The sequence below is a fragment of the Rhodococcoides fascians A25f genome, from assembly GCF_000760935.2.
Lineage (GTDB): Bacteria > Actinomycetota > Actinomycetes > Mycobacteriales > Mycobacteriaceae > Rhodococcoides.
The window spans coordinates 1,396,011-1,415,147 of record NZ_CP049744.1 but is presented as its reverse complement, the minus strand read 5'-3'; the positions used below and the strand labels follow the sequence as shown (position 1 = coordinate 1,415,147).

Here is a 19,137-nt window from a genome sequence, read left to right as displayed (position 1 = left end):
TTCGATGACGAACACCGACAGAACAAACACCGACAGCTCCGCGGACGGGGTCACCAAAGTCGCCGAACTGATGTCCGACGCCGGACTCTGCATGTTCACCACCGTCGGCGCAGACGGCCACCTCATCTCACGTCCGATGGCGCTGCAGGAAGCCGAGTTCGACGGCGACCTGTGGTTCTTCGCCGCACACGACTCGCGCAAGGTGGCCGACATCGCGGCGAATCCGACGGTCAACGTCTCGTTTCAGTCCGGCGAAGGCTGGGTGTCCCTGTCCGGCACCGCGGCCGTGGTCGAGAACCGAACGAAGGCCGAGGAACTGTGGAACACCCGGGCGGCCACGTGGTTCGAGAAGAATCCCGATTCACGGGAGGTGGCACTGATACACGTGGCCGCCGAGGGTGCGGAGTACTGGTCGACCCCCGGATCGAAGGTCTCGAATCTGATGGCTTACGCCAAGGCCAAGATCACCAACGAGCGGCCCGACCTCGGCGAGCACGAGGTCGTCGAACTCGAGCTACCCCACAATTCGACGAACTAGTTCCGCTCGTGCCGGGGTTCTGTCGGGGGCACGTCCGGATCGCCCACGAGGTTCTGGTGGCCTGTGACGTTGCGGTCGTCCGTCACATTGTGGTCGCCAGCGATGTCCCGGTCATCTCGCTCGTTGCGGTCGTTTGTCATGGTCCGGCCGCTCTTCACGTCCGGGTCGATACGATTCGCGCGCTCGAACTCCGAGTCGACCTCGTCGCGTGATGCCGCCGCAACTCCCTGGTGGGACTGGGCCTGCTGTGCAAGTTTCTCCGCCTCGGCTGCTTTGACGTCGGCCTCGGCCTGCGCTCGACGCGCCTTGGCCTCGCTTTCGCGAGCGAGCAGTTCACGCTCTTCTACGATGGCCGCTTGATCGGCTGCCTTTTCACGAATGTCGTTCGCTTCCAGCCTCTTTCGCTCCTTGCCTTTGCGCGCCACGACCAGGGCGACAGCAACGACCAACACTACGACGACTACTGCAACGATGATCCACACTGCGGTACTCATAATTGGAACTCCCGATCTGTTTCGAATGCCGAAGCGGCAGACGTTCCCCGTCGGTTACCCGAGTAACGAATCAGTAAACTCGCCGAACATCGTGCGGGCGAGCGCACCGAATTCCTTCTCGTCCAACAGGCCTGCCCCGTCGAGCACAGACGCGATCAGTTCCACACCCGTCACGAGCGGCAACTCCTCCAGGTTGACCCGCGCCGCCAGACTCGGTTCGGTCGGCCACGACCCGATGACCAGGCCGGAACATCTCACGTCCGCTGCACGCACGGCTGCGACGGTCAGCGCGCTGTGATTGAGCGTCCCCAGCTCCGCCCCTGCCACGATCAGCACCGATGCGCCGACGGCAGCGGCGATGTCGAGCGCGGTGAACCCTGCGGCACCCAGGCGCACCGCTACTCCGCCCGCACCCTCGACCAGGACGAGGTCGTGGGTCTCGTCGAGTGCGAGAACCGCGTCGACGACGGCGGCGAGTTCGAGCATCGGCCGACCGGACCGGCGGGCTGCGACATCAGGTGCCAGTGGCTCGGGGTACCGCGCCAGCTCGATTCCTCGCACTCCCGAAAGACGCTCCACCACATCGATATCCGACTCTTCCGGGCGGTCGTCACCCACTCCGGTCTGCGCCGGCTTGCATACCGCCACCGTCCGTCCGTGCGCCCGAGCCGCGGCCGCGAGCGCTGCGGTCACCACGGTTTTCCCGACGCCGGTCGACGTTCCGGTGACGAGCAGCACGGTCATCCCGGTACCGCCGAATGAAATACTGCAGCATTCAATACCGTCGCCAAAACCGCTGCGGCACGGTCGATGTCAGCATCGGTGAGGTCGGCGCGGGCGGTCAATCGCAGCCGAGATGCGTTCGGAGAAACCGACGGCGGCCGAAAGCACCCGACGCGCAAGCCGAGCTCGAGACAGTCCGCGGCCGCGCGGACGGCACGCTCGGCATCACCGAGTATCACCGGAACGACCGCCGATGCAGTCGGTTCCACTCCCGCTGCAGAGGCCAGTTGGGTTGCCCGAACACCGATCGCAGCCACTCGATCGGGTTCGGTGCGCAGAATCTCCAGAGCGGCCGATGCTGCACCCACCGATGCCGGGGCGAGCCCGGTGTCGAAGACGAAGGTGCGCGCGCCGTGCAGCACCTCGTTGCGGACGGCGGCCGGGCCGAGTACGACTCCACCCTGCGACCCGAGTGCCTTGGACAACGTCGCGGTGATCACCAGATCGGGCGCACCGGCCAGGCCTGCGTCGTGGACGGCCCCGCGTCCGCCGGCTCCACGAACGCCCAACCCGTGCGCTTCGTCGACGACGAGTACGGCATTGCGTCGTCTGCACACCGCGTACAACTCGGCCAGCGGTGCGAGGTCGCCGTCGGCGCTGAACACCGAGTCGGTCACCACCAGAGCCCGCGTCTCGGTGCGCTCCCGCAGCAGCCGGTCGACGTGCTCGGGATCGCAGTGATGCGCGACGGCAACCCGTGCCCGAGACAGACGACAGGCGTCGATCAGCGATGCGTGCGACGCGGCGTCGGAGATCACCAGCGCGTCACGTCCCGCCAGTGCAGTCACGACGCCGAGATTGGCGGTGTAGCCGGAGGAGAACACCAACCCGGCGTCGGCACCGACAAAATCGGCGAGTTCGTCCTCCAGTTGCTCGTGTGCCGTCGTCGTGCCGGTTACGAGCCGCGATCCGGTGGATCCGCCGCCCCATCGACGCACGGCAGCGCAGGCCCCGTCGACGACGGCCGGATGCCGAGCCAGACCGAGGTAGTCGTTCGACGCCAGATCGAGAACTGCGTCCTCGGCTGTGCGGGCAGTGACGACGCGCTCGAGTCCGGCCTCGCGTCGGTTGCGCGCGGCGGCGTCGAGCCACTCCAAAGCGGTCATGGCAGCACCATACTTGAACGCTGTTCAAGTATGGCTTCGGGCCACCGCCAGCATGGCCTCGGCGATGGCCGTTACGTCCTCGCCGGTGCAGATGTACGGCGGCATCGCGTAGACGAGGCGACCGAACGGCCGCAACCACACTCCCGCGTCGACGGCCGCAGCGGTCGCCCGTTCCATGTCCACCGGACTGTGCATCTCGATCACCCCGATCCCGCCCAGCACTCGGACGTCGGCGACGCCCGGCAGCGAACGAGCAGGTGCCAACCCCTCTGCCAGGCCCGATGTCACACCCGCGACCTCGGCGCGCCAATCGCGCGAGAGCAACAGTTCCACCGAGGCCACCGCGATCGCGCACGCGAGCGGATTGCCCATGAACGTCGGCCCGTGCATCAGGCCACCGGCCTCACCGCCCGACACCGTCGTGGCTACCTCGGTGGTGCACAGCGTCGCCGCCAGGGTCAGATAACCGCCGGTCAACGCCTTGCCCACGCACATGATGTCCGGCGCAACACCGGAATGATCGGCGGCGAACAACTCCCCGGTCCGGCCGAAACCGGTCGCGATCTCGTCGAAGATCAGCAGTACGCCGTACTCGTCGGCGAGGCGACGCAGCTCGACCAGGTATTGCGCGTCGTGGAATCGCATACCGCCTGCACCCTGCACGATCGGTTCGACGATGATCGCCGCCAACTCGCTCGCGTGCGCTGAGAGCACCTGCTCGAACTCGGCGACGTAGGACTCGTCGAAGTCCGTGGGTGGGGCCGGTGCGAACACCTGTTTCGCGAGCACGTCGGTCCACAGCGTGTGCATCCCACCGTCCGGATCGCACACGCTCATCGGAGCGAACGTGTCGCCGTGATAGCCGCCGCGCCAGGTCAACAACCGTGTGCGCCCGTCCTCTCCACGGGCCCGCCAGTACTGCAACGCCATCTTCACCGCGACCTCGACCGAGACCGATCCGGAATCCGCGAGGAACACCTTGTCGAGCCCTGCGGGGGTGATCTCGACCAGCAGCACGGCCAATCTCGCCGCCGGAGCGTGCGTCAGTCCACCGAACATCACGTGACTCATCCGGCCGAGCTGATCGTGCGCGGCGGCGTCGAGCACCGGGTGCCGGTAGCCGTGCACCGCAGCCCACCACGAACTCATCCCGTCGATCAGTTCCCGGCCGTCGGCCAGGCTGAGCCGCACCCCGGATGCACTCTCGACCACCAGCGGTGCAGCGGTCGCCGGAAACCGGCTGTAGGGGTGCCACAGGTGGTCGGAATCGATTCGACGAACGTCCTCGGAAGTCAACACGCCACAGCACCCTGCCACAGCGCCCTCGAGCGCCGGCCGCATCGCCCCCTGAGGCGAAATGTCCGAATCCGTTAGCATCGCAGCATGATGATGCCGCGCACCACGACGAGACTCGCAGTCGTTGCCCTCGCGTCGACTCTGACACTCTCCGCCTGCGGCGGCACGGCCGAAACGCCTGCGGCCACCTCCACCACGACGGAACCGGCCTTCGCCGTCGACACCTCGACTCCCATCGGTGCGCTCAACGACCGAATTCTGCAGTGGATCAACGGCGAGAACGCACCCGATCCCACCGAGGTGGAGGCCGTCGTCGGCCCCGAGTTGGCCGCTGCCGTGGCCCCGCTGGGCGGACTCGTCACCCCACTCGAACAATTGCGCGCCGGTGCACCGAACGTGGCCACGAACTTCGATGCCGGCCCCGATACCGGCGTCCTGGGCTTCACCACCGCCGACGTCCCGGCCACGATCTCCACCTCGATCGGTGCCGATGGCAAGCTCGACGGATTCCTGGCCAGACCCGACACCCCCGAGATCTCGTCGTTCGACGACCTGGATGCGGCGTTGTCGAAGGTGGCCCCGAAGTACTCCTACAGTGCGTCTCGGCTCAACGGCGGTGACTGCGAGGCCGTCTATTCCACCAATGCGGACGCAGTGCTGCCGCTGGGGTCGGTGTTCAAGTTGTACGTCCTCGGCGCGCTCACCGACGAGATCGAGGCGGGCACGGTCCGATGGGACGAGCAGCTCACCGTTCGCGATGCGACCAAGAGCGCGCCGTCCGGCGAGTTGCAGAATCTGCCCGACGGCACGGCGGTGTCGGTTCGGGAGGCCGCCGAGAAGATGATCTCGTTGTCCGACAACACCGCAACGGATCTGTTGATGGAACGACTCGGCCGCGACCGCGTCGAACGCCAGCTCGGTATCATGGGACATCACGATCCGTCGGTGATGACGCCGATGATGGACACCCGGCAGTTCTTCGTCATCGGATTCGGCGATCCGAACATGCGGGCCGAGTGGTCCGGTGCGGACCCGGACGGCCGGGTCGAGCTGCTCGCCCGAGCGGACTCGCGGCCGCTCGAGATCGACTTCGAGAACTTCCTCGACAATCCGGCGTCGGCCGACGGCGTCGAGTGGTTCGCCAATGCCCAGGACGTCTGTGCGGCGATGGGCTACCTGGCATCGGGTCCGGCAGCGGAGGAGAACCGCCGGATCCTGGCGATCACCCCGGGTGTACAGCTCGACGCCGCACTGTGGCCGTATCAGGGCTTCAAGGGTGGCAATGCACCCGGCGACCTCGCCGGCGCATTCCTGGCCACCGATGCGTCCGGTCAGGACTGGATCGTCACCGAGCAATTCCAGGCCGAAGGTGCGATCGATCTGATCCCGTCCAGCTACGCGTTCCTCGTTGCTCAGGAGGCGTTCGCGCTACTGAAGTAGGTGTGATTTGTAACATCGGTGTTACTGCTGCATTACACTCGCGGTCGTGGAGGCACAACACGAACCAGCCCAGCACGCGTGGCCGTCGGGCTTCAAAGAGTTCCTGGTCAGCGAATTCACCGACTTCAGTCCCCTGGTCACCCGGGCTCTGGAGGACAACTGTGCGTCGTTGTTCCACGACGGTCCGTACGCGAAAACGGGCTTCTGGCGCACCTGCAGAGCGGTGTTCAGAGAATTCGTCTGGCCGGTCTGACTTTCCGGCCCTCACGCGCGGCGGCAAAAGGTTACCGTCGAGTATGGCAACCACAACGGATCACCTTCGGAACACTCTGGACGGCCGCTGGCGAGATGTGAAGAACGAGGCGCGCACGCAGCTCGCGCGCGACGAGTTCCGACCGCACTACACGCCGAACACCGTCATCGCCCGCACCAAAGCACTCGAGCAACTCAAGCTCCTCGCCGCCGCCGGTGCAGCCGACAACGGCTTCAAGAAGGAACACGGCGGTACCGGGGATGTCGGCGCTGCAGTGACGATGATCGAGATGCTCGCGATGAGCGACCTGTCGCTGATGGTCAAGGCCGGCGTCCAGTGGGGACTGTTCGGTGGTGCCATCGAGAATCTCGGCACCGAACGCCACCACGAGGCGTACGTCCCGAAGATCATCAACCTCGAACTGCTCGGTTGTTTCGCCATGACCGAGACCGGACACGGCAGCGATGTGCAGTCGCTCGAGACCACGGCCACCTACGACCCGAAGACGGACGAATTCGTCGTCAACTCCCCTACGCCGTCCTCACGCAAGGACTACATCGGCGGTGCCGCCGAGACTGCAACCGTCGCCGCGGTGTTCGCCCAGCTCATCACCGCCGGACCGGGCCAGGAGCCCGAAAGCCATGGTGTGCACTGTTTCTTCGTGCCACTGCGTGACGAGAACGGCGACGACCTGCCCGGTGTCACCACCTCGGACTGCCAGTACAAGGGCGGCCTTCCCGGAGTGGACAACGGCCGCATCATGTTCGATCACGTCCGGATCCCACGAGACAACCTGCTCAACAAGTACGCCGATGTGTCCGACGACGGCACGTACACCTCCCCCATCGAGAACAAGTCCCGACGGTTCTTCACGATGCTCGGCACGTTGATCCGTGGCCGCGTCACGGTCGGCGGCAGTGCCGCCGCTGCGGCGCGGGTCGCTCTCGACATCGCGACACGATACGCATTGCAGCGCAGGCAGTTCGCTGCACCCGATTCCGATCAGGAAGTTCTGATCATGGACTACCTGGTGCATCAGCGTCGACTGTTCCCGCTCATCGCCAAGTCCTACGCCCTGCAATTCGCACAGAACGAACTCGTGTCGAAGATGCACGAGTTGCAGACCGCGGACAGCCCCGACGCCGAGGAGCAGCGTGAGCTCGAGTCACGGGCAGCCGGCCTCAAGGCGGCGAACACCTGGCATGCGACCGCCGCGATTCAGGAAGCCCGCGAAGCATGCGGCGGCGCAGGCTATCTCGCCGAGAACCGGCTGATCTCGCTCAAGGCCGACACGGACGTGTTCACCACGTTCGAGGGCGACAACCATGTGCTCACCCAGCTGGTGGCCAAGGAACTGCTCACCGCGTACGCCGACGACGTCAAGTCCATGAGCCCGGTCGAGTGGGTCAAGTTCGCCGCCGATATGGTCGGCGACCGAGTGGTCAAACGCACTGCAGCGCAAGCGATCATGCAGACCATCCTGGACCGCCGTCAGGACAACGAGGAAGAGGGCTCGCTGTTCAACCGCGGCACCCAGGTCAAGATGTTCGAGGATCGCGAGGAGTACCTGCTCTCCACCGTCGCTCGCCGGTTGCAGTCCAAGTCCAAGGAGACCAGCCCGTTCGAGGCGTTCAACGCGGTGCAGGATCACGTGCTGCACGCTGCGAGCGCGCACATCGATCGCATCATCTTCGAGGCCTTCATCGCCGGCATCGAATCGTGTGAGGACGCGGCCACCCAGGATCTGCTGCACGAGGTCTGCGATCTGTATGCCCTCTCGGTGATCGAGAAGGACAAGGCCTGGTTCATCGAGCACCGCTACCTGTCCACCGAGCGGTCCAAGGCCGTCACCCGCGCCATCAACGAGCGCTGCCGCACACTGCGTCCGCACGCGGAGTTGCTCGTCGACGGTTTCGGTGTGCCCGACGCGTTGGTCGGTGCGGCGATGCTCGGCGAGCCGGGAGCGGGAACCGAGGAAGAGCCGGCGGCCAATCCCAGTCACGCGCACTGACGCATGACGGGATCGGAGCCAGGAGACCGAACCGACTAGGGGACTATCGCGAAAACTCGGCAGGGGCCACCGGTCGCGCCGGCGTGCTTGGGTGCGCCGACGACGACCGTCGCCCCTGCCGGGGGCACCGCATCGAGATTCGCCAGCGCTTCGACTCCGTACCGGCCCGCCCCGAGAACGGCTGTGTGCGCGGGGTATTCGCGGTCGTTCATCCGGTCGAGGCTCAGCGTGTCGACCCCGATTCCGACGATGTTGCGCTCACGTACCAGCATCTGTGCCGCGGCTGCGCCGAAGCCCGGCGCGGCACGCTCGGCAAGTCGGGTCTGCCACCGACTGTGCATCGCGACCAATGCCCGATCGGGTATTCGGCCGTGCTCACGCTCCCATCGGTCGATGTCCTCGGGTGTCACCACCGCTTCCGGATCGGCCTCGGCCCGCGCCGATATGTCCACGACGACGAGTGGGGCGATCAGATCGTCCAAGGGCAGCACGTCGGCCGTCGCCCCGCCGCGAACACGGTGCGCAGGGGCATCGATGTGTGTGCCGGTGTGCTCCCAGTACGAGAGCTTGTTCACCAGGAACCCACCGAGCTCGTAGGCCGCGACCGGGCGCATCGAGAACGGTTCGCTGCCCGGCCACACCGGAAACGTGGGGCTCAGGGTATGCGTCAGGTCGACCAGTCGGCCGGCCGGAACAGCCGCGGCGACAACGGGTTCGGCACGCACCGCCCCGCTTGCCGCGACCGTCAGCGCAGCCGCGCCCAACGATCCGAACAACGCCCTACGGCCCAGTGTGCGGTGAACCGTCTCGACGACCTCGGGGCCACACATCAGCCGGCAGCGGGAGTGACGAGCAGAACCTTGTCGTCGGACCCGTTGTCGGTGGTGAGCAGAAACGCTCCGTCGTTGCCGAAGCTGGTGAGCGAACGCAGGCGTCCGTACGTACCGACCAATGCGTCCGCTTCGTCGACGTATTCGGTGCCGTCCTCGGACAACTTGAGGAACACGAGCTTCTCGCCCTGCTGACTCGACACCACCGCGGCACCGTTCCAGGAGCCCCATCCTGCACCGTTCGCGAAGGTGAGGCCGGGCGTAGCGATGGTGGGGCTACCCGAACTCCAGACCGCCGCGAGTGCACCGGGCACCCGGGTTGGATCGGTCATCGGTACCGATTCGTCGTAGATGACCGGGAGTCGGTCGGGGCGGTAGCCGTAGTTTCCGCCGGGCTCGAGCAGATTCAGTTCGTCGTCGCGAGTCGTACCCTGCTCCACCTCGTAGATCTGTCCGGTCCCGGGGCGGATGGCCAAGCCCTGCACGTTGCGATGGCCGAGTGTGAAGATGCGATCCGGTGAATCGGCCGCCGGGGAACCGTCGGCGTTGACGTGCAGAACCTTGCCGCCCAACGAGTTTCGATCTTGCGGCACCGTCGGCGTTGCAGTGTCGCCGGTACCGACGTACAGGGTGCCGTCGGGATGAGCGAGGATGCGGCAGCCGCCGTGACGCCCACCGTCGGCGACGGGAATGTCGTCGATCAGCGTGCCGGTGCGCGTCAGCGCGGTCCACGCCGTGTCCACCGTCCACGAGAGGACGGCAATGTGGTTGTCACTTCCGCCGCCGCCCGCGCTGCCGGTTCCGGCGCTGCCCGTGCCTGCTCCGCCGCCTTGCACACCTTGGCACGTGTAGATCGTTCTGGATGTGCCGAAGTCCGTGGCCAGGGCGATGCCCATGAGTCCGGTTTCCCCCGACGCGTACAGATCGTCGAGGTCGGCATCGAGCTCGCGGGTGGCCCCGTCGACATCGCGGATCACGAACCGCCCGGACCGTTCACCCGTCAGCACCGTTCCGTCGGGCGCGACCACGGCATCCCATGGTCTCGCGAGTCCGTCGAGCACCGTGGTGACCGTCAGATCAGGGAGCGGATCGGTCTGTGCCGTCGCGCCCGTCGAACATGCCAGCGTCAGGAAGACACTGGCGGCGAGCACTCCGGAACTGGACACCAGCTTGTTCATCCACACTCCTGACGACGATCTGCGACCAGCCCGATATGACCGGTATCACATGATTTTAAACACAGTCAGGAGGTGAACCGCCAGCTCACGACGCGAGGCGGTACCCGGCCTCGGCGACGGCAGCATCAACCGTCGCGGTATCGAGTGCCGAATCACTGCTCACCACAACGGAACCGGCGTCCACGTCCACATCGACACCGGTGACCCCCGCGATCTCGGAGACTTCTTCCTTCACCGACGCGGCACAGTGTGCGCACGTCATGCCCTCGACCGAATATGTCGTCTGCATCGTCGACTCCCCTTCTGTCGTCAGGAGCGCACGAGGCGCGCGATGGCCTCGGACGCTTCTTTCACTTTCGCGTCTGCTTCCGGCCCGCCCTGCCTCGCCGCCTCCACGACGCAGCCGGCGAGGTGGGCATCGAGCAGCTTCAACGAGACCGACTGCAGCGCTTTGGTTACGGCAGAGACCTGGGTGAGAACGTCGATGCAGTAGCGGTCGTCGGCGACCATGCGGGATATCCCGGCCACTTGACCCTCTATACGACGCAATCGCTTCAGCAGGTCGTCCTGCTCGGCGCTGTAGCTGCTCATAGCCTCACTATACCCCTACCGGGTAGGGGGTGACTCTTCCGTTCGGACTCGGCGCACACCGTCGACGATCAGCAATCCCGCGACTATGACGGCGAGGGCGGCCAGCGCGATCCAGGACCCCGAGTAGAACGTCCCCTGATATGCCGGGAACACGTCGGGAACCGCGGGGAACGCGGTGGTTCGCACACCCATGTTCCAGCACGCCACGGCTCCGATCCCCGCCAGCAGCGTAACCACGATCTCCACCCAGCCGACGGACTTCCTCACAGGTACTCCCGTTTGGCCGTTTCGAGGGCCGCACGCAACCCGTCGTCGTCCTTGGCCCAGGCCTGAACCAGTCCGCCGCCCACCAGCCGTAGCCCGATGCCGTGGCGCTTCCGCGGCACCCCCGAAAGCTCCCCGAGCACTCGCGCCGTCTCCCACCTCTTGGGCTCGTACTCGTCGTCGGCGTACTCGGCCGGAGGAAAGATGTCTTCGATATCGGCGACGTCGACCGTCTCCGTGCCCTGACGCAGCGCTCGGGTGGTGAGTTCGACGCTGACGTGCATGCGAGCGGCGCGCAGCTGAACGTAGGTGAGACCGACGAGAATCAGCGAGAACAGCGCGAGTGCGAACCAGTGGATCACCGGACCGGACGCGAGCTCGACGGCGAGTACCACGAGGCAGAACGCAGGCCCCCAAGCCAACATGCGCCATCGACCACCGGGTTCGTGGAACAGCACGGTCTCGCCCGCCGACATCTCACTGCTCACGATGAAACCACTCCCGCGCCGACGGTCGGTAGACGAGAACGGCCGCGAGAACAAGGCCGATGGTGATCACCAGCGGAACGAACGGGAACACCAGCGCCGCGAAGATCAGCAGCAGAGCGGCAACTCCCGACAGCGCCGCCAGAGCCCGTCGAAATCTGCGGTCACCGCCGCGGACGTGGCTCGACATCAGTCCGATGGCCAATCCGACCACTCCGGAGATCACGCCGAGGCCGCGAAAGACGGTGAGGAACGAATTGCCCTGTGCTTCCGAGCTGAACGAGGCACGAATCTGATCGGCGGGAAGCGTCAGGGCGATCATGCAGACGACGATCAGCAACACGGCCGAGGCCAACCACAGCCAGTAGGCGGCCGAGACCACCCGAGGACGGACGATCGATGCGTCGGTGTCTGCGCTCACGCCAGACATCCTGCCACCGCGGGGTGTGAAAGGGTTCCGGCGGCAGAAATTCTGTACGGGCCCAGCGCGCTCAGCCTGCAGAAATTCCCAGCGCCATGATTGCGATCGCGGCCGAGACGGCGAGAAGCAACCCGAGCAGCGCCCAACCGGGACGGCCGCTCTCCTGGGGACAGGGCTCGCGGTCGGCTGCCGGCTGGGTCACGCTCGCTACTGCAGGGGTGTTCTCTGCCATGTCGGATCCGATCACTCGAAAAGATATCGAGAGTGATGCTAGTCACACAGCAGAGATCACAGCCGAGAACACGCCCGAAACTTCCGAGTTCCGACAACTACCGCCGTCTGGACGCGACGAAGTATTCGTTGGATTCACGACGATGCATCAGGTAGATCGCCCCGGCGGCAAGTACACCCTGGCCGATACCGATCACGCCCATCACGATGTTCATGGCCCCCGCCGTCGATGCCATGGCGAACAGATCGAGGATCGTGGTGAACACGATGAACGATCCGATGACGGTCAGCAGCATCCGGGCCCACATCTTGCCCGCGCGCATCCGCTTGACCCAGAACAGGAACAGCGCCCCGAAACCGATCACGACGAATATGGTGACGACCAGCATCACCGTCACCATCGACTGCGTGGACTCGACGGTCATGTCCGCTGCCGCGTCCTGCGCCGCGAGTTCGTCGAGCAGAGACTGCGCAAATTCCTCACGCGCCCCGAACAACGTCCACACCGAATACAGGGCCGAGAGAGCGCCGATCAGCGCCACTCCCCACCAGAGATGGCGAGCCGTCTCCACGTCGACCGGTGCCGGTCGTGGAGTCGGCTCCAGCTCCGGACCCGATTGCGGGAACCCGTGCTCGAGCTCCCAGCGCTGCCAATCCGGTTGCGACGGTGGATTGTTGGGCGTGTTGCTGTCGGGGTTGTTTCCCGGTGGAAAATCGTTCACAGCCAGCCCGCCACTTCGGTTGCCCAGTAGGTCAGTACCACATCGGCACCCGCACGCCGAATCCCGACGAGCGATTCCAGCACCGCCGCATCGCGATCGATCCACCCGTTCTGTGCGGCGGCGGTGATCATGGCATATTCCCCGGAGATCTGATACGCCGCAACCGGAACCGGCGACATCTCGGCCACATCGCGGAGTATGTCGAGGTAGGACATGGCCGGCTTGACCATCACCATGTCGGCACCTTCGGCGAGATCGAGCTCCACCTCGTGGGTGGCCTCTCGGCGGTTCCGGGCGTCTTGCTGATACGTCCGGCGATCGCCCTGCAGCGACGAGCCGACGGCTTCCCGGAACGGGCCGTAGAAGGCCGAGGCGTACTTCGCGGAGTACGCCAGCTGTCCCACCTCGACGTGACCGGCCGCGTCCAGTCCGGCGCGGATCGCACCGACCTGTCCGTCCATCATTCCGCTGGGTCCGAGCAGATGCGCGCCCGCGTCCGCCTGAGCGACGGCCATGTCGACGTAGCGCAGCAGGGTGGCGTCGTTGTCGATCGAGCCGTTCTCCCCCAGCACCCCGCAGTGGCCGTGAGAAGTGAACTCGTCCAGGCAGGTATCGGCCATGATGACCGTCGAATCTCCGAGGTCGGCCTTCAGTCGAGCCAGTCCACGATTCAGAATTCCGTCCGGATCGGTTGCCCCCGAGCCGGTTTCGTCCTTGTCCTCGGATTTCGGCACACCGAACAGCATGACGCCACCGACGCCTGCCGTCACGGCATCCTCGGCCGCTGCGCTCAGCGAGTCCAGCGTGTGCTGGAACACCCCGGGCATCGAGCTGATCTCTCGCGGTTCGGAGATGCCGTCGGCCACGAACATCGGCAGTATCAGATGCCGTGGCTCCAAGGACGTTTCGGCTACCAGCCGACGCAGCGCCGGGGTACGGCGCAGGCGTCGGGGGCGATCGGTGGGGAACAAGGTGGAACCTGCCTCACTTCGTTCGTCGTGCGCGTTTTGCGTAGTCAGAGCTACGCAAAACGCGCACGAGGCGCGTCAGCGCCTACGTGACTTCTTGCGCGGCGGGGGCAGTGCACCCTCGGCGCGCAGGCGAGCTGCGTGCTCGGCGAGTGCCTCCACCAGTGGTCCGACCTGAGCCGACTCGGGCTGCACGTCCACGCGCAGACCGAATTCGACGGCAGTCTCCGCCGTCTTGGGGCCGATGCACGCAACGAGTGTGCGGGCGTGCGGCTTTCCGGCGATGCCGACCAGGTTCCGGACGGTGGAGCTCGACGTGAAGCACACTGCGTCGAATCCGCCGGTCTTGATCATCTCGCGGGTCTCGGCGGGGGGCGGCGCGGCCCGAACGGTGCGGTATGCGGTGACGTCGTCGATCTCCCAACCGCGTTCGCGCAACCCTTCGGCGAGCGTTTCGGTCGCGATGTCGGCACGCGGCAACAGAACTCGATTGACCGGGTCGAACACCTCGTCGTACGGCGGGAAGTCCTCGAGCAGTCCGAGCGAGCTCTGCTCCCCCGACGGCACGAGCTCGGGATTGATGCCGAACGAGCGCACCTTCGCCGCGGTTGCCTCACCGACGCACGCGATCTTGACGCCGGAGAACGCGCGGGCATCCAGCCCGAACTCCTCGAACTTCTCCCACACTGCCCGGACGGCATTGGTGGAGGTGAAGACAACCCACTGGTAGCGGCCGTCGACCAGGCCCTTGACGGACCGTTCCATCTGGGCCGGGCTGCGCGGGGGCTCGACGGCGATGGTCGGAACCTCGATCGGGATGGCCCCGTGCGTGACGAGGCGGTCGCTCATCTCACCGGCCTGGTCCTTGGTACGCGGCACCAGCACGGTCCAGCCGTACAATGCGCGAGACTCCCACCAGGACATCTTGTTTCGGCCCGAGACGACCTTGCCGACGGTGACGACGAGCGATCCGACGAGCTCGGATCCGGCGTCGTTCAGAGTCGCCAGTGTTGCTTCGACGGTGCGCTGCTGACGGGTGGTGCCACGAACGGTGATGGCGGCAGGCGTCTGCGGTGCCAATCCGTGTTCGACGAGAGCACTGGCAGTTTCGGCCAGGTGACCCGACGTCGCGTGCAGCACCAGCGGGCCGGGAGCAGCAGCGAGCGCTGCCCAGTCGACCTCGCCGCGGACGTCGGCCTCGGTGTGGCCCGAGCCCAGTGCCATGCCGGCGTAGCTGGGCACCGCGGATCCGGCGGGCAGGCCGGGGAGCACCTCGAAGGGCACGTGCGTCCGAGCGACGGCGCTGACCTCGGCGATCACCGAATCGGTGGTGAGCGGATCTCCGGAGACCAGGCGAACGACGTCGTGGCCGTTCTTGGCCTCGGCGAGAAGCGTTTTGGCGACCTCGGCGGGCTCGCCGAGCGCCGGACGAACCTCGACACCGTTCTCGCCCGTCTCCGCGTCCCGAGGGACGTCGGCACCGACGAGCGCGGTGACGCCCTTGTCGACGTCGGGATCGGTGAATGCGAGCTCGGCCGCTCCGAGCACTTCACGTGCCCGGACCGTGAGCAGAGCCGGGTCACCCGGCCCGGATCCCACGAACAGGATCCGTCCGTTGGTGTTCTTGCGGACTGGGCTCATCGGTTGTTCTCCAGTGCTGTCTTGTGTGGGTACTGCAGTTCTATCGGGGTTGCCGTGCCCCGTTTCGGAATCAGTCGAGCGGTGGCGATCGACTCTCTCCGTACGACCGGACGGGTCGCCGTGCGTTTGGCGCGTCCGCGGACGGGTGCCGTTATGGCCCTAGACATGAGATCCACCCTGTGCGTGAGAACCGGCCTGCGCTGGTTCGGTGACTGAAACGAGTTCGCGGGCACCGAGATCGAGCAGTTCGCGGGCCAATTCCCGGCCCAGCTCCTCGGCGCGGTCGGGTGATCCGACGATCGACGCGCGGATGGTGTCGCTGCCGTCGATCGCGGCTACGCAGCCACGCAACGACAGTTCGTCGAAGATGCGGCCGTCCTCGTCGATGGATTCGACAACTTCGGCGATCGCGCCGACCGGAGCGGTGCAGCCGGCTTCGAGTTCGGCCAGCAGTCCACGTTCGGCTGCCACCGCGGCGCGCGCGTGTGCGTCGTCGAGGGTGGCGATGGCCGCCGCGAGATCGGTGTCGCCGGTGCGGCATTCGACAGCCAGCGCACCTTGAGCAGGTGCCGGCAGCAGCTGCACCGGATCGAGTGCTTCGGTGACGACGTCGAGTCGGCCGATGCGGGCCAGTCCGGCGCGGGCGACGATGACGGCGTCGAGCTCGCCCGAGGCCACCTTCCCGATCCTGGTGTCGAGGTTGCCTCGCAGCGGCCGGACATCCAATCCCTGTCCGAGAGCTCGCAATTGAGCAATCCGGCGGGGTGCGGAGGTACCGACCTTCGCGTCCGCGGGCAGCTCGCCCAGTACCAGCCCGTCGCGGGCCACCAGGGCGTCCCGGGGATCCTCGCGGGCCGGGATGGCCGCGATGACGAACCGGTCGTCGGCTGCCGTCGGCAGATCCTTGTAGGAGTGCACGGCGATGTCGACGGTGCCGTCGGCGAGTGCCTCGCGCAGCGCTGCGGTGAAGACACCGACGCCGATCGTCTGTACGGGTGCAGCAGACAGATCGCCCGCGGTCTTGACGATCACCAGTTCGGCCTCGACCCCTGCAGCGGCGAGAGCCACGCGCACGGTGTCGGCCTGGGTGGTCGCGAGAAGGCTTCCGCGAGTACCGATCTTGACGATGTCGTTCACTCCGATCGCTCCTGACCGGCGGTGCCGCCGGGGTGAGAGTCCGAGCGCAGATCGGTACGGCTGGCGGTGAAGTCGTCGACCAGCTCCAGCGAGCCGATCTCCATCGGCGTCGCCACCGCATCGACCGAACCGGGGCTCAGCTCGAACAACTCCCGCAGCGCAGCGGCGTAGGAATCCCCGCCCGGGGTGCTGGCGAGCTGCTTGACGCGCACCGTCGGCGAGTGCAGCAACTTGTCGACTACCCGGCGCACGGTACGGGCCACCTCGTCGCGCTGCGGTGAATCGAGCCCGGGCAGCCGCGACTCGAGGCGCAACAACTCCCCCTCGACCACTTCGGCAGCGCGCTGACGCAGTGCGGTGACGGTGGGGGTGACCTCGGCAAGCCGTTGTCCCGCAAGGTAACCCGAGAGTTCACTGGAGACGATCTCGCGAGCCGCCGACGCGTCGTTCGCCGCAGCACCGGCTGCGGGATCGCGCTGAAGCGACTCCATGTCGAAGACGGTGATACCCGGCAGCTGCGCCACGGCGGCGTCGACGTCGCGGGGCAGTCCGAGGTCGCAGATCACCAGGGGGTGCTCGGAGTCGCGTCCGACGAGGGCGAGGTGAGCATCGGCGATGGAGACCACGGTCCCCACCGCACCGGTACAGGTGATGAGGATGTCGGCCTCGGCCACCGCAGCGGGCAGATTCTCGAGGGCGACCGACGTGGCCGGGATTCCGTTCGAGACGGCGTTCTCGGCCAAGTGGTCGGCCCGCTCGCGAGTGCGGTTGACGACGGTGAGGCCGCCGATTCCGGCGCGGCCGAGGTGCGCGACGGCGAGGCCGCCCATGGCTCCGGCTCCGAGGACGACGGCCTTGCGACCGGCGAGGGAACCGCCGAACGTCTCGGCGGCGCGATCGAGGGCAACCGAGACCACCGAGGCTCCAGCGGCGTCGATTCCGGTTTCGCTGTGTACCCGCTTACCGACTCGCAGCGCCTGCTGAGCCAGTTCGTGCATCACCCGTCCGGAAGCCTGCTGGCCGTCCGAGGCGGCGTATGCCGACCGGATCTGGCCGAGGATCTGCTGCTCACCGATGACCATCGAGTCCAGGCCGCTGGCCACTGCGAACAGATGCTCGACGGCGGCCTCGCTGTAGCGCACGTAGGCGTGCTTGGTCAGGTCCGCGATCTCGAGTCCGGAGTGTTCACCGAGTACCTCGCCGACGGCGGTCAACGCGCCGTGGAAGGCGTCGACGACGGCGTAGATCTCGACACGATTGCACGTGGACACCACCATGACCTCGGAGATGCTTCCGCTGGCCATCAGTTTGTCGGTCAGTTTCGGGCGATCGGTGTCCGTGATGGCGACACGCTCGAGGACTGCGACGGGAGCGCTACGGTGCGATATCCCGACGAGAAGGACACTCACGGTGCAATCACCGATCCGTTTCTTGTCGAACTGTTGACTGGGCTTGGATTTCCGGCGATGCGCGGGCCGTGACTGCGGCCGAGACGTGCCGTGGACGTGAGTGGAGGCGGTGAGACCGGCTGTGGCCGAGGCGCAGTGACGACGGTCGGCGCGGTCACGCCGGTCGGTTCGGACACGTTGCGAGAGCTGTTGAAGGAGAGCACCTGCATCTCCACCGCCAGGTCCACGCGCCGCACCTCGACGTGTTCGGGAACATCGAGCACCATCGGCGAGAAGCTCAGAATGCACTCGACGCCGCCGGCTACGAGCTTTTCGGCGACGACGTGCACGGCGTCGTCGGGGGTGGCGATGACGCCGATGGTCGCCTCGAGTTCACGGCAGGCCTTGTCGAGCTCGTCGACGTGCCGGACGGTCAGTCCGTCGACGTCGGTGCCCACGCGCGCCGGGTCGCGGTCGAAGAGGCCGACCATCGTGAAGCCGCGACGCGCGAATCCGCCGTACCCGGCCAGCGCCTGTCCCAGATTGCCGACTCCCGCCAGTACGACGCGGTGGCCGCGATCGAGTCCGAGTGCGCTCTCGATCTTGGCGCGCAGACGTGCGACGTCGTAGCCGACACCGCGAACGCCGTTGGGGCCGAGAAAGGAGAGATCCTTGCGCAGTTTGGCCGATCCGACACCTGCTGCGGTGGCCAGTTCTTCACTGGAGACGATGAGAACGCCCTCGTCTGCGAGGATGGAGAGGACCCGCAGGTAGGTCGCCAGACGGGTGACCGTAGCCTGAGGGATGACCCGCTCTACGCCGCTGGGCGACGGGCGCTCTTCGGTCACGTCTGGGGCTCCTCGTCCGAACGGCGTCGATGCCGGTCTTCACGCTGATCCTGCGTTCGTGTCTATTTCACGAATGCTGTTCACACCACGGTAACTGCTTGTGAACGAATGAACAAAGTTGCGCATACCGGCCTTCACCTGCACACGGAGACGAATCACACGTTCTTAGGGTGCCCTGCCCGAGCCAGATCGGCCCGCAATCGGGGCACGTCCACCTCCCAGTAGCTGTGCTCGATGCCGTCGAGCAGCACCACCGGCACTCGGTCCCCGTACTCCGCACGCAGGTCAGGCGATTCCGTCGCCGCCTCGTCGACGTCGACGACCGTGACGGCCACGTCGAACTCGCGGCACACCTCGTTCAACACCTCGAGCGCGTGGGTGCACGAATGGCAGCCTGCACGGGTGAGAAGAGCCACGCCGGGGGGAGTCGTCTGCATCCGTCCACTGTGACACGTCCGCAATGGAGACGAACGTCACAGACGGCCGCCCTGCCGGCCCGCCCTCACGGCCGG

General features: G+C 66.3%; 24 protein-coding genes. 4 read left to right on the top strand and 20 right to left on the bottom strand.

The window, feature by feature from the left end; translation table 11 throughout:
• Positions 1-4: 4 nt before the first annotated feature.
• Positions 5-538, top strand: coding sequence for a pyridoxamine 5'-phosphate oxidase family protein (locus tag BH93_RS06810; protein WP_037171824.1), 534 nt, complete (start codon positions 5-7; stop codon positions 536-538).
• Here the strand turns inward: BH93_RS06810 and BH93_RS06805 are convergent.
• From BH93_RS06805 to BH93_RS06790, 4 genes are read right to left on the bottom strand one after another with little or no spacing between them, the layout of a single operon-like run.
• Positions 535-1,032: a hypothetical protein gene (locus BH93_RS06805; RefSeq protein ID WP_052064855.1), complete on the bottom strand. Its 498-nt coding sequence runs from the start codon at positions 1,030-1,032 to the stop codon at positions 535-537. The two genes, BH93_RS06810 and BH93_RS06805, sit on opposite strands and share 4 nt — an antisense overlap.
• Before the next feature lie 54 nt (positions 1,033-1,086).
• The gene (bioD, locus tag BH93_RS06800; protein ID WP_037171825.1) at positions 1,087-1,776 is read right to left on the bottom strand and encodes a dethiobiotin synthase; all 690 of its coding nucleotides are present in this window, start codon (positions 1,774-1,776) and stop codon (positions 1,087-1,089) included.
• Positions 1,773-2,921 carry an 8-amino-7-oxononanoate synthase gene (locus BH93_RS06795; protein WP_037171826.1) on the bottom strand — a complete coding sequence of 383 codons (1,149 nt, stop codon included), beginning with the start codon at positions 2,919-2,921 and terminating at the stop codon, positions 1,773-1,775. The genes bioD and BH93_RS06795 overlap by 4 nt, the downstream gene beginning before the upstream one ends.
• A 24-nt stretch (positions 2,922-2,945) precedes the next feature.
• The gene (locus tag BH93_RS06790) at positions 2,946-4,217 is read right to left on the bottom strand and encodes an adenosylmethionine--8-amino-7-oxononanoate transaminase (RefSeq protein WP_371832096.1); all 1,272 of its coding nucleotides are present in this window, start codon (positions 4,215-4,217) and stop codon (positions 2,946-2,948) included.
• 87 nt (positions 4,218-4,304) lie between these two features.
• Here BH93_RS06790 and BH93_RS06785 point away from each other — a divergent pair, with 87 nt between their 5' ends.
• Genes BH93_RS06785 through BH93_RS06775 form a run of 3 tightly spaced genes read left to right on the top strand, consistent with a single transcriptional unit; the run spans position 4,305 to position 7,921 of the window.
• Positions 4,305-5,657, top strand: coding sequence for a serine hydrolase (locus BH93_RS06785; protein ID WP_052064857.1), 1,353 nt, complete (start codon positions 4,305-4,307; stop codon positions 5,655-5,657).
• A 46-nt stretch (positions 5,658-5,703) separates the two neighbouring features.
• Positions 5,704-5,910, top strand: a complete 207-nt coding sequence (locus tag BH93_RS06780) for a hypothetical protein (RefSeq protein ID WP_037171828.1) — start codon at positions 5,704-5,706, stop codon at positions 5,908-5,910.
• A gap of 43 nt (positions 5,911-5,953) precedes the next feature.
• On the top strand, positions 5,954-7,921 hold the full coding sequence (locus BH93_RS06775) for an acyl-CoA dehydrogenase family protein (RefSeq protein ID WP_037171831.1): 1,968 nt from the start codon (positions 5,954-5,956) through the stop codon (positions 7,919-7,921).
• A 35-nt stretch (positions 7,922-7,956) separates the two neighbouring features.
• On the opposite strand, the gene BH93_RS06770 is transcribed toward BH93_RS06775, so the two are convergent.
• From BH93_RS06770 to BH93_RS06695, 16 genes are all read right to left on the bottom strand, one after another.
• Positions 7,957-8,751: a cyclase family protein gene (locus BH93_RS06770; protein ID WP_037171833.1), complete on the bottom strand. Its 795-nt coding sequence runs from the start codon at positions 8,749-8,751 to the stop codon at positions 7,957-7,959.
• Positions 8,751-9,929, bottom strand: a complete 1,179-nt coding sequence (locus BH93_RS06765) for a PQQ-dependent sugar dehydrogenase (protein WP_037171835.1) — start codon at positions 9,927-9,929, stop codon at positions 8,751-8,753. Before BH93_RS06765 ends, BH93_RS06770 begins: the two co-directional genes overlap by 1 nt.
• An 85-nt stretch (positions 9,930-10,014) precedes the next feature.
• Positions 10,015-10,218 carry a heavy-metal-associated domain-containing protein gene (locus BH93_RS06760; protein WP_032380389.1) on the bottom strand — a complete coding sequence of 68 codons (204 nt, stop codon included), beginning with the start codon at positions 10,216-10,218 and terminating at the stop codon, positions 10,015-10,017.
• Positions 10,219-10,238: 20 nt separating this feature from the next.
• Positions 10,239-10,520 (bottom strand): metal-sensitive transcriptional regulator, encoded by a 282-nt coding sequence (locus BH93_RS06755; RefSeq protein ID WP_032380388.1) that lies wholly within the window; start codon positions 10,518-10,520, stop codon positions 10,239-10,241.
• A gap of 15 nt (positions 10,521-10,535) precedes the next feature.
• A complete protein-coding gene (locus BH93_RS06750; RefSeq protein ID WP_037171837.1) occupies positions 10,536-10,787 on the bottom strand; it encodes a hypothetical protein in 252 nt (83 codons plus the stop codon).
• Entirely contained in the window at positions 10,784-11,260 is a 477-nt protein-coding gene (locus tag BH93_RS06745; protein ID WP_037171839.1) for a hypothetical protein, read from the bottom strand. The genes BH93_RS06750 and BH93_RS06745 overlap by 4 nt, the downstream gene beginning before the upstream one ends.
• Before the next feature lies 1 nt (position 11,261).
• The gene (locus tag BH93_RS06740; protein ID WP_155290864.1) at positions 11,262-11,690 is read right to left on the bottom strand and encodes a hypothetical protein; all 429 of its coding nucleotides are present in this window, start codon (positions 11,688-11,690) and stop codon (positions 11,262-11,264) included.
• Positions 11,691-11,760: 70 nt separating this feature from the next.
• Positions 11,761-11,922, bottom strand: coding sequence for a hypothetical protein (locus BH93_RS06735; RefSeq protein WP_165430230.1), 162 nt, complete (start codon positions 11,920-11,922; stop codon positions 11,761-11,763).
• A 97-nt stretch (positions 11,923-12,019) separates the two neighbouring features.
• The gene (locus BH93_RS06730) at positions 12,020-12,643 is read right to left on the bottom strand and encodes a hypothetical protein (RefSeq protein ID WP_052064859.1); all 624 of its coding nucleotides are present in this window, start codon (positions 12,641-12,643) and stop codon (positions 12,020-12,022) included.
• Positions 12,640-13,614 (bottom strand): porphobilinogen synthase, encoded by a 975-nt coding sequence (gene hemB / locus BH93_RS06725; RefSeq protein WP_032380384.1) that lies wholly within the window; start codon positions 13,612-13,614, stop codon positions 12,640-12,642. The genes BH93_RS06730 and hemB overlap by 4 nt, the downstream gene beginning before the upstream one ends.
• A gap of 75 nt (positions 13,615-13,689) precedes the next feature.
• On the bottom strand, positions 13,690-15,252 hold the full coding sequence (locus BH93_RS06720) for a uroporphyrinogen-III synthase (RefSeq protein ID WP_032401867.1): 1,563 nt from the start codon (positions 15,250-15,252) through the stop codon (positions 13,690-13,692).
• The gene (locus BH93_RS06715) at positions 15,249-15,419 is read right to left on the bottom strand and encodes a hypothetical protein (RefSeq protein ID WP_155289207.1); all 171 of its coding nucleotides are present in this window, start codon (positions 15,417-15,419) and stop codon (positions 15,249-15,251) included. Before BH93_RS06715 ends, BH93_RS06720 begins: the two co-directional genes overlap by 4 nt.
• Positions 15,412-16,380: a hydroxymethylbilane synthase gene (hemC, locus tag BH93_RS06710; RefSeq protein ID WP_032380798.1), complete on the bottom strand. Its 969-nt coding sequence runs from the start codon at positions 16,378-16,380 to the stop codon at positions 15,412-15,414. The genes BH93_RS06715 and hemC overlap by 8 nt, the downstream gene beginning before the upstream one ends.
• Positions 16,381-16,385: 5 nt before the next feature.
• A complete protein-coding gene (locus BH93_RS06705) occupies positions 16,386-17,798 on the bottom strand; it encodes a glutamyl-tRNA reductase (RefSeq protein WP_037171843.1) in 1,413 nt (470 codons plus the stop codon).
• Positions 17,795-18,625 (bottom strand): redox-sensing transcriptional repressor Rex, encoded by an 831-nt coding sequence (locus tag BH93_RS06700; protein WP_037171844.1) that lies wholly within the window; start codon positions 18,623-18,625, stop codon positions 17,795-17,797. The genes BH93_RS06705 and BH93_RS06700 overlap by 4 nt, the downstream gene beginning before the upstream one ends.
• A gap of 155 nt (positions 18,626-18,780) precedes the next feature.
• Positions 18,781-19,062: a glutaredoxin family protein gene (locus tag BH93_RS06695; protein WP_037171845.1), complete on the bottom strand. Its 282-nt coding sequence runs from the start codon at positions 19,060-19,062 to the stop codon at positions 18,781-18,783.
• Between the last annotated feature and the right edge of the window lie 75 nt (positions 19,063-19,137).

What these genes read in the sequence shown, in the direction of transcription:
- BH93_RS06785 (WP_052064857.1), top strand. Translation starts at nt 4,305, where the DNA reads ATGATGATGCCGCGCACCACGACGAGACTCGCAGTCGTTGCCCTCGCG.
- BH93_RS06745 (WP_037171839.1), bottom strand. Translation starts at nt 11,260, where the DNA reads ATGTCGGCGGGCGAGACCGTGCTGTTCCACGAACCCGGTGGTCGATGG.
- BH93_RS06695 (WP_037171845.1), bottom strand. Translation starts at nt 19,062, where the DNA reads ATGCAGACGACTCCCCCCGGCGTGGCTCTTCTCACCCGTGCAGGCTGC.
- BH93_RS06810 (WP_037171824.1), top strand. Translation starts at nt 5, where the DNA reads ATGACGAACACCGACAGAACAAACACCGACAGCTCCGCGGACGGGGTC.
- BH93_RS06715 (WP_155289207.1), bottom strand. Translation starts at nt 15,419, where the DNA reads ATGTCTAGGGCCATAACGGCACCCGTCCGCGGACGCGCCAAACGCACG.
- BH93_RS06775 (WP_037171831.1), top strand. Translation starts at nt 5,954, where the DNA reads ATGGCAACCACAACGGATCACCTTCGGAACACTCTGGACGGCCGCTGG.
- BH93_RS06735 (WP_165430230.1), bottom strand. Translation starts at nt 11,922, where the DNA reads ATGGCAGAGAACACCCCTGCAGTAGCGAGCGTGACCCAGCCGGCAGCC.
- BH93_RS06770 (WP_037171833.1), bottom strand. Translation starts at nt 8,751, where the DNA reads ATGTGTGGCCCCGAGGTCGTCGAGACGGTTCACCGCACACTGGGCCGT.
- BH93_RS06755 (WP_032380388.1), bottom strand. Translation starts at nt 10,520, where the DNA reads ATGAGCAGCTACAGCGCCGAGCAGGACGACCTGCTGAAGCGATTGCGT.
- BH93_RS06765 (WP_037171835.1), bottom strand. Translation starts at nt 9,929, where the DNA reads ATGAACAAGCTGGTGTCCAGTTCCGGAGTGCTCGCCGCCAGTGTCTTC.
- BH93_RS06760 (WP_032380389.1), bottom strand. Translation starts at nt 10,218, where the DNA reads ATGCAGACGACATATTCGGTCGAGGGCATGACGTGCGCACACTGTGCC.
- BH93_RS06795 (WP_037171826.1), bottom strand. Translation starts at nt 2,921, where the DNA reads ATGACCGCTTTGGAGTGGCTCGACGCCGCCGCGCGCAACCGACGCGAG.
- BH93_RS06720 (WP_032401867.1), bottom strand. Translation starts at nt 15,252, where the DNA reads ATGAGCCCAGTCCGCAAGAACACCAACGGACGGATCCTGTTCGTGGGA.
- BH93_RS06805 (WP_052064855.1), bottom strand. Translation starts at nt 1,032, where the DNA reads ATGAGTACCGCAGTGTGGATCATCGTTGCAGTAGTCGTCGTAGTGTTG.
- bioD (WP_037171825.1), bottom strand. Translation starts at nt 1,776, where the DNA reads ATGACCGTGCTGCTCGTCACCGGAACGTCGACCGGCGTCGGGAAAACC.